This is a genomic window from Streptomyces sp. NPDC006544 (assembly GCF_040611715.1).
Classification (GTDB): Bacteria; Actinomycetota; Actinomycetes; order Streptomycetales; family Streptomycetaceae; genus Streptomyces.
The window spans coordinates 40,509-49,429 of the sequence record NZ_JBEXOV010000057.1 but is presented as its reverse complement, the minus strand read 5'-3'; the positions used below and the strand labels follow the sequence as shown (position 1 = coordinate 49,429).

Sequence of the window (8,921 nt, the reverse complement as noted above, 5' to 3'; positions counted from 1 at the left end):
CGCGCCTACGTCGAACAGGACCTCCACGAGATCTACGAGGGCGAAGTCCGCTACGCCCGCGACGCCTTCGAAGGCCTGCGCCTCATGGACGCCCTCATCGCCGTCAAGCGCGGGGTCCCCGGAGCCAGCCTCCCCGAGCTCAAGCAGCGCCGCGTGGCCAAGCGGGACAACCCCGTCCTCCAGGTGGAGGAGCCGCAGGAGCCCGGCGGCCGCTCCGACACCTCCGTCGACAACCCCGTCCCCACCCCGCCGTTCTGGGGCACACGCGTCGTCAAGGGCATCCCGCTCAAGGACTACGCCTCCTGGCTGGACGAGGGCGCGCTGTTCAAGGGCCAGTGGGGCCTCAAGCAGGCCCGCGCCGGCGGAGCGACGTACGAGGAACTCGTGGAGTCCGAGGGCCGGCCCCGCCTGCGCGGCCTCCTCGACAAGCTCCACACCGACAACCTCCTCGAAGCCGCCGTGGTCTACGGCTACTTCCCCTGCGTGTCCAAGGGCGAGGACCTGATCATCCTCGACGACGCCGGCAACGAGCGGACCCGCTTCACCTTCCCCCGCCAGCGCCGCGGCCGCCGCCTGTGCCTCGCCGACTTCTTCCGCCCCGAGGAGTCCGGCGAGACCGACGTCGTCGGCCTCCAGGTCGTCACCGTCGGCTCGAAGATCGGCGAGGCCACGGCCAAGCTCTTCGCCTCCGACTCCTACCGCGACTACCTCGAACTGCACGGCCTGTCCGTCCAGCTCGCCGAGGCCCTGGCCGAGTACTGGCACGCCCGGGTCCGCGCCGAACTCGGATTCGGCGGCGAGGACCCCTCCAAGGTCGAGGACATGTTCGACCTCAAGTACCGCGGCGCCCGCTTCTCCCTGGGCTACGGCGCCTGCCCCGACCTGGAGGACCGCGCCAAGATCGCCGACCTCCTCCAGCCCGAGCGCATCGGCGTCCACCTCTCCGAGGAGTTCCAGCTCCACCCCGAGCAGTCCACCGACGCCATCGTCATCCACCACCCCGAAGCGAAGTATTTCAACGCACGATGAGACGGACCGGCGTACACTAGTCGGTCCCATACAGGCCGGTCACCTGTTCCCCCGGGCACGCCCCCGGAGGAGAGGTGACCGGCCTTCTCGTCCCCCCGGGACCACCAGAGAGGTGCGCGCATGACGAGCACAGTCCCCGCCCCCGTCGCCCGTACGGCCGACGGACACGCCCTGCAGGCGGTGCTGCTCGACATGGACGGCACCCTCGTCGACACCGAGGGATTCTGGTGGGAGATCGAGGTCGACGTCTTCGCCGCACTCGGCCACCGCCTCGACGAAGCCTGGCGGGACGTCGTCGTCGGCGGCCCCATGACCCGCAGCGCCGGATTCCTCATCGCCTCCACCGGTGCCGCCATCGGCCTCGCCGAACTCAGCGTCCTGCTCAACGAACGCTTCGAGGCCCGCATCGCGGACCGCGTACCCCTCATGCCCGGCGCCGAACGGCTGCTCGCCGAGCTGGCCCGGCACAACGTCCCCACCGCCCTCGTCTCCGCCTCCCACCGGCGCATCATCGACCAGGTGCTGCTCACCCTCGGCCACCGCTTCCACCTCACGGTCGCCGGCGACGACGTCCCCCGGACCAAGCCGCACCCCGACCCCTACCTCCTGGCCGCCCGCACCCTCGGCGCGCACCCCTCCCGCTGCGCCGTCATCGAGGACACCGCCACCGGCGTGGCCGCCGCCGAGGCGGCCGGCTGCCGCGTGGTCGCGATCCCCTCGGTCGGCCACATCGAGCCCGCCCCCGGCCGGACCGTCGTGCGCTCCCTCGAGGACGTGGACCTGCCGTTCCTGCGCTCCCTCATCACTCCGCTGAACTGACCGCGCACGCTCCGTACCGGACGATCCGTCCGTGGGACCCGGGTCCCACGGACGGATCTTTCGCGTGATTCCCCGGAGGCCGAAATTCCATCCCTCCAGGGGGGAGTTGTCCCGGGTGAGCTTTGTCACCCGCAAGGTCCCCTTCGCACCACTCCGGCCCCCCGCCGACCACCCCTTGTGTCCGCATTGATCAGCACCTGACCGATCTGCGAACGGCCCGGCGCTCACCCCCCGTCCGCTCCCATCACGGTGCGATGACGCCCCCGCTCCGACCGGTTCAAGCCAACCCTCCGCAGGCCACTAATGTCGGTCCGGGCATAGCGCCGCACCTCAGCCGTCCCGGACACACACCCCTGATCCGGAACCGCGTGGACCGATCGTCACATCACCGGCCCGATCGTTCCGCCCAGAACGGGCGACCGTCGCACATGCCCTCCACGCCGCTTTGAACAAGTGCCGGGTCGAGGGAGTACTTCCAGCATGAACCGCAAGACCATGGTGCTGACGGCCGCCGCCGCACTGCTCACCCCCGCGCTGACCGCTTGCGGCAGCACCAGCGGCGGAGCAGCGGGAACCGGGGCGATCGTCGTCGGAACCACTGACCGGTTCGAGGCAGCCGACTACGCCCCCGCCCCGCTCGACCCCGCCTACGCCTACGACGCCGGCAGCTGGAACATCCTCCGCCAGACCGTCCAGACGCTGATGCACACCCCCCGCGGCGGCGGCCAGCCCGTCCCCGAAGCGGCCTCCGACTGCCGCTTCACCGACACCGGCAACGAGAGCTACCGCTGCACCCTGCGCCCCGGCCTCACGTTCGCCGACGGGGACCCGCTCACCGCGCAGGACGTCAAGTTCTCCATCGACCGGGTCCGGGCCATCAAGGACGAGAACGGCCCCTCCTCGCTGCTCTCCACCATCGACACCGTCGAGGTCAAGAGCCCCGACACCGTCGTCTTCCACCTCAAGACCCCCGACGCCACGTTCCCGCACAAGCTCTCCACCCCCGCGGCCGGCATCGTCAGCGCCAAGAAGTACGACGCCAAGAAGCTCCGCGCCGGATTCTCCGTCGACGGCTCGGGCCCGTACACCATGAAGGCCGAGGTCAAGGACAACCGGCTCGTCCGCGCCGTCTTCAGCAAGAACCCCCACTACAAGGGCGATCTGAAGCTGCAGAACGACAAGGCCGAACTGCGCGCCTTCGAGGACTCCGACGCCATGGCCAAGGCCCTGGAGAGCGGCACCGTCCACGTCGTCTCCCGCACCCTGTCGCCCGCCCGGATCGCCGAGCTCTCCGCCAAGCCCCCCAAGGGCGTCAAGCTCTTCCCGATGCCCGGCCTGGAGATCCGCTACCTCGCCTTCAACACGGACGCCCCCACCGTCAAGGACAAGGCCGTCCGCCAGGCCCTCGCGGCAGCCGTCGACCGCAACGCCGTCATCGCCAAGGTCTACGGAAAGTCCGCGCAGCCCCTGTACTCGCTGGTCCCCACCACCCTGACCGGCCACGTCAACTCCTTCTTCAACAAGTACGGCGAGGCCAACACCGCCAAGGCCGCCGAACTCCTGAAGAACGCCGGGATCAAGACCCCCGTCAAGCTGACCCTCAACTACACCAACGACCACTACGGCGACGGCACCGCGGCCGAGTTCGAAGCCCTCAAGGCCCAGCTGAACTCCACCCAGCTCTTCGACATCACCGTCCAGGGCGCCGACTGGGCCGACTTCCGGCCCGCGCAGAAGAAGGGCGACTACGCCGCCTACGGGCTCGGCTGGTTCCCCGACTACCCCGACGCCGACAACTTCCTCGCCCCGTTCCTGGAGCAGGACAACTTCCTGGGCACGCCCTACGCCAACACCGCGGTGCGCACCAGGCTCATCCCCGAATCCCGCCGGGCCGTCGACCGCGGCGTCGCCGTCCCCGCGATCACGGAGATGCAGGACATCGTCGCCGACGACGTCCCCGTCCTGCCCCTGTGGCAGGGCAAGCAGTACGTCGCCGCCCGCGACGGCATCACCGGGGTGGAGTGGTCCGTCAATGCCATCTCCGACCTCCAGCTGTGGGAACTCGGCCGCGGCGTCAGCGGCTGACCAGCACGGCGGCCGGCAGCGGACACCGTGGGCCGGAACCAGAAACCAAACGAGCCAGTGAGACTGTGAAGGACGTTCGCGTGATGAGACGTAACCAGTGGTTGGCAGCCCCGCTCGGCGCGGCCACCGCCGCCGCGCTGCTCAGCGGTTGCGGGTCGACGGATGGCTCGAACGCCGGCAGCGGCAAGGGCGTCATCATGGGCATATCCGACAAGGTGAAGGCCACGGACCCCGCCTCGGGCTACGACTCCGGCTCGTGGCTGCTCTTCAACAACGTCTTCCAGTCCCTGCTCGGCTTCCCCAAGGGCGGCACCACGCCCGAGCCCGACGCCGCGCAGTCCTGCGGCTTCGAGGGCGCGGACAGCAAGGTGTTCAAGTGCACCCTGCGCGACGGCCTGAAGTTCAGCAACGGCAACAGCCTCACCTCGAAGGACGTCAAGTACTCCTTCGAGCGGACCCTGAAGATCAACGACGAGAACGGCCCCGCCGTCATGCTCGCGTCGATCGGCTCCATCGAGGCCCCCGACGACAAGACGGTCATCTTCCACCTCAAGTACTCCGACGCGACGTTCCCGAGCAAGATCGCTTCGGGCGCCGGCTCCATCGTCGACCACAGCGAGTACCCCGCGGACAAGCTCCGCACGGACGGCAAGGCCATCGGCTCGGGCATCTACAAGCTGGACTCCATCAACGAGAAGAGCGCCGGCTTCTCCGTCAACGAGTCCTACAACGGCAAGGCGAAGCCGAAGAACAGCGGCGTCACCATGAAGTTCTTCGACCACGACCAGGCCGCCCTCAGGAAGGTCCTCGAAAGCGGCGACGTCGACTTCGCCTTCCGGGGCCTCGCCGCCAAGGACATCGCCGGCCTCGCCTCCAAGACCGGCGACCAGAAGGTCGAGGTCGTCCAGGGCTCCGGCGCCGAAGTCGAACACCTCGTCTTCAACATGAACGACCCGGTCGTCGGGAAGCTCCCCGTCCGCAAGGCCATCGCCTACCTCGTCGACCGCGAAGCCCTCGTCAAGGAGGTCTACGACGGCACGGCCACCTCGCTCTACTCGATCGTCCCGGCCGGCATCGCCTCGCACACCACCGCCTTCTTCGACCGCTACGGCGGCAGCCCCCAGCCCGCGAAGGCCAAGGCCGTCCTGCACGCCGCCGGCATCAAGGACAAGGTCAAGATCACCTTGTACTCGACGCCCTCGCGCTTCGGCCCGTCCACGGAGCAGGAATTCCAGCTGATCGCCAAGCAGCTCAACGACAGCGGCCTCTTCGAGGCCGACGTCAAGTCCGTCGAGTCCGAGCAGTACGAGAAGGACGTCGCCGACGGCAAGTACGGCGTCTACGTGAAGGGCTGGGTGCCCGACTACCCGGACGCCGACAACTTCACCCAGCCGTTCTTCGGCCCGGACAACGTCCTGCACAACAACTACGACAACAAGGAGATCACCGGGACGATCATCCCGGCGACCTCCGCGAAGGCCGACCGCAGCGCCGCCGCCACCGACTACGGCCGCCTGCAGGACATCGTCGCCGACGAGGTCCCGATCCTCCCGCTCTGGCAGAGCAAGCAGTACGCCGTCACCCGCCGGAACGTGACCGGCCTGCAGTGGTCCCTGGACCCCTCGACCGTCTTCCGCTTCTGGGAGATCAGCAAGGGCTGACCGGCACCCACGGACAAGGGCCCGCCTCCGCGAACCGCGGAGACGGGCCCTTGCCGTAACGCCGTGACGCCGTGACGGCGCGGCGGCGGCGCGGTGGCCCGGCGCCCCGGCAGGGCCGCGCCCGGGACGCCCGCCGCTACTGACCGGCGCCCGGCCGCACCAGACCGCTCTCGTACGCGTACACCGCGGCCTGCACCCGGTCCCGCAGGCCCAGCTTCGTCAGCACATGGCCCACGTGCGTCTTCACCGTCGTCTCCGACACGAACAGGTCCGCCGCGATCTCCGCGTTGGACAGCCCCCGGGCCACCAGCTTCAGCACCTCCACCTCGCGCTCGGTCAGCGTTCCCAGCGCGTGCGGAACACTGTCCTCGCCCGACGGCAGATGACCCGCGTACTTGTCCAGCAGCCGCCGCGTGATGCTCGGCGCCAGCATCGCCTCGCCGCCCGCCACCACCCGGATCGCCTGCACCAGCTCGACGGCGGGCGCGTCCTTCAGCAGGAACCCGCTCGCCCCCGCCCGCAACGCCTCCACGACGTACTCGTCCAAGTCGAAGGTCGTCAGCACGAGCACCCGCGCCGGACCGTCCCGGCCCGGACCCGTGATCTGCCGGGTCGCCTCCACCCCGTCCATCCGCGGCATCCGGATGTCCATCAGCACCACATCGGGCTGCAGCGCCCGCACCTGGTCCAGCGCCTGCAGACCGTCCCCGGCCTCGCCGACCACCGCGAGGTCCTCTTCGGCCTCCAGGATCATCCGGAAACCGGTGCGCAGGAGCGGCTGGTCGTCGACCAGCAGTACGCGGATCGCCACGGGGTCTACCTCGTATTCGTCGGACGCCGTCGGGGGACGCCGCCCATTCTGCCCTGACCCGGACCCCCGGACGGCTCGGGTCCGGCAAGATCCGCGACGGGCGGACGGCCTACGGCAGCGCGGAACCCCCGGGCGCGGCACGCGGCGCGATGGTCAGCGGATAGACCGGGGGAGTCCCCCCGAACTCGGGACACACCGCCTGATGATCACACCAGCCGCACAGCTTCGTCGCCCGCGGCCGCCAGACACCCGTCCGCGTCGCCTCCCGGATCGCGTCCCACAGCGCCAGCAGCTTGCGCTCCATCCGCTCCAGGTCCTCGACCACCGGGTCGTACGTCACCACGTCCCCACTGCCCAGGTACACCAGCTGGAGCCGCCGCGGCAGCACCTGCTTCAGCCGCCAGACCACCAGCGCGTAGAACTTCATCTGGAACAGCGCGCCCTCGGCGTACTCCGGCCGCGGCGCCTTGCCCGTCTTGTAGTCGACGATCCGCACCTCGCCCGTCGGCGCCACGTCCACCCGGTCGATGATCCCGCGCAGCCGCAGCCCCGACTCCAGCTCGGTCTCCACGAAGAACTCCCGCTCCACCGGCTCCAGCCGCGTCGGGTCCTCCAGCGTGAACCACCGGTCCACCAGCGCCTCGGCCTCCGTCAGCCACCGCGCCAGCCCCGCCCCCTCGTCACCCGCCGGGAACAGCTCCGTCAGCTCCGGCTTCGACTCCAGCAGCCGGTCCCACTGCCCCGGGATCAGCGCCTTGGCCCGCGGCGCCGTCCGCTCCTGCGCCGGATGGTCGAAGAGCCGCTCCAGCACCGCGTGCACCAGCGTGCCCCGGGTCGCCGCCGCACTGGGCTTCTCCGGCAGCTTGTCGATCACCCGGAACCGGTACAGCAGCGGACACCGCATGAAATCGCTCGCCCGGGACGGGGACAGCGACGTCGGCGCCACGGCCACGCCCCCCGGGCCGGCCGCGGGCTCGCCCGCGCCCGCCGCCGCACCGCCCGCCGCACCGCCCGCCGCCTCGCCCGGTGCGGAGACCGGGACAGGGCTGGGCGGCGCGGAAGTGGGCACACTGCTGGGCACGGCATCGGGCGCCGCGCCGTCCGGACCGCTGCCTGGGCTCGTCGTCATACGCAAAACCCTACGACCCGCCACCGACAGCACGCGCATACCATCGACTCCGAGCACCCTCGCACTGCATGATCAGAGCATCACACCGCGCTACGGCGCCCCCGCACCACAATGGGAAGAAGCAGGAAGAACCGCCGACGCCCCCACTGCGCCGGACAGCAGCGAACGAAGGACAACCGTGGCAGACACCGACGAAACCGGCGAGCGCGCGGGCCGGCGCTCCGGACCGGGCGGCGGACTCCTCATGGGCCGCCCCTTCGGCGTGCCCGTCTACGTCTCGCCCAGCTGGTTCCTCGTCGCCGCCCTCATCACCTGGGTCTTCGGCGACCAGCTCGACCGGATCCTCCCCGACCTCGGCCCCGCCCGCTACCTGGTCGCCCTCTTCTTCGCCGTCGCCTTCTACGCCTCGGTACTCGTCCACGAACTCGCCCACACCGTCGCCGCCCTGCGCTTCAAACTCCCCGTGCGCCGCATCCAGCTCCAGTTCTTCGGCGGCGTCTCCGAGATCGAGAAGGAATCCGAGACCCCCGGCCGCGAATTCGTCCTCGCCTTCGTCGGCCCCCTGCTCTCCCTCCTCCTCGCCGGCGCCTTCTACCTCGGCATGAACGCCGTCGAACCCGCCAGCGTCCCGGGCGTCCTCCTCGGCGGCCTGATGATCTCCAACCTCCTCGTCGCCGCCTTCAACCTCCTCCCCGGACTGCCCCTCGACGGCGGCCGCATGCTCCGCGCCGTCATCTGGGGCATCACCGGCAAACCCATGGCCGGCACCATCGCCGCCGCCTGGGTCGGCCGCGGCCTCGCCGTCACCGTCCTCCTCGGCCTGCCGCTCCTCACGCACACCGGAGTCCTCGGCAGCCCCGTCCAGGAGATCGGCGGCATGGACACCGTCATGGACGCCCTGCTCGCCGCGATCCTCGCCGCCATCATCTGGACCGGCGCCGGCAACAGCCTGCGCATGGCCCGCCTGCGCGAACACCTCCCGGAACTCCACGCCCGCAGGCTCACCCGCCGCGCCATCCCCGTGGAGAACGCCACCCCCCTCTCCGAAGCCCTGCGCCGCGCCAACGAAGCCGGCGCCCGCGCCCTCGTCGTCGTCGACGGACTCGGCGACCCCACCGGCATCGTCCGCGAGACCGCCATCGCCTCCGTCCCCGAACACCGCCGCCCCTGGATCGCCGTCAGCACCCTCTCCCAGGACCTCACCGACGGCATGAAGGTTTCCGCGGACCTCACCGGCGAAGAACTCCTCGACCACCTGCGCACCACCCCCGCCACCGAATACCTCGTCCTCGAACCCGGCGGCGAGATCTACGGAGTGCTCTCCACCCAGGACGTCGAGAAGGCCTTCGTGAAGGCCATGGCGCGGCCCCAGTCCTGAAGCCAATAC

At 70.2% G+C, this 8,921-nt stretch carries 7 protein-coding genes; 5 read left to right on the top strand and 2 right to left on the bottom strand.

The genetic code is table 11. The annotated features are described in order from the left end of the window. The 4 genes from ABZY44_RS24525 to ABZY44_RS24510 form a co-directional block, all read left to right on the top strand. On the top strand, positions 1–1,029 hold a 1,029-nt coding region (locus ABZY44_RS24525; RefSeq protein ID WP_356657277.1), incomplete at its 5' end, for a vitamin B12 dependent-methionine synthase activation domain-containing protein. A 120-nt stretch (positions 1,030–1,149) separates the two neighbouring features. After that, entirely contained in the window at positions 1,150–1,848 is a 699-nt protein-coding gene (locus ABZY44_RS24520; protein ID WP_356657275.1) for an HAD family phosphatase, read from the top strand. A gap of 480 nt (positions 1,849–2,328) precedes the next feature. Then, positions 2,329–3,933 (top strand): ABC transporter substrate-binding protein, encoded by a 1,605-nt coding sequence (locus ABZY44_RS24515; protein WP_356657273.1) that lies wholly within the window; start codon positions 2,329–2,331, stop codon positions 3,931–3,933. Between the two features lie 83 nt (positions 3,934–4,016). Beyond that, entirely contained in the window at positions 4,017–5,594 is a 1,578-nt protein-coding gene (locus ABZY44_RS24510; RefSeq protein WP_356657271.1) for an ABC transporter substrate-binding protein, read from the top strand. A 136-nt stretch (positions 5,595–5,730) separates the two neighbouring features. On the opposite strand, the gene ABZY44_RS24505 is transcribed toward ABZY44_RS24510, so the two are convergent. Continuing rightward, on the bottom strand, positions 5,731–6,405 hold the full coding sequence (locus tag ABZY44_RS24505; RefSeq protein WP_356657269.1) for a response regulator transcription factor: 675 nt from the start codon (positions 6,403–6,405) through the stop codon (positions 5,731–5,733). Between the two features lie 109 nt (positions 6,406–6,514). Further along, on the bottom strand, positions 6,515–7,309 hold the full coding sequence (locus ABZY44_RS24500; RefSeq protein WP_356657285.1) for a PD-(D/E)XK nuclease family protein: 795 nt from the start codon (positions 7,307–7,309) through the stop codon (positions 6,515–6,517). Between the two features lie 403 nt (positions 7,310–7,712). Here ABZY44_RS24500 and ABZY44_RS24495 point away from each other — a divergent pair, with 403 nt between their 5' ends. Beyond that, a complete protein-coding gene (locus ABZY44_RS24495) occupies positions 7,713–8,912 on the top strand; it encodes a site-2 protease family protein (RefSeq protein ID WP_356657267.1) in 1,200 nt (399 codons plus the stop codon). The last annotated feature ends 9 nt before the right edge of the window (positions 8,913–8,921 follow it).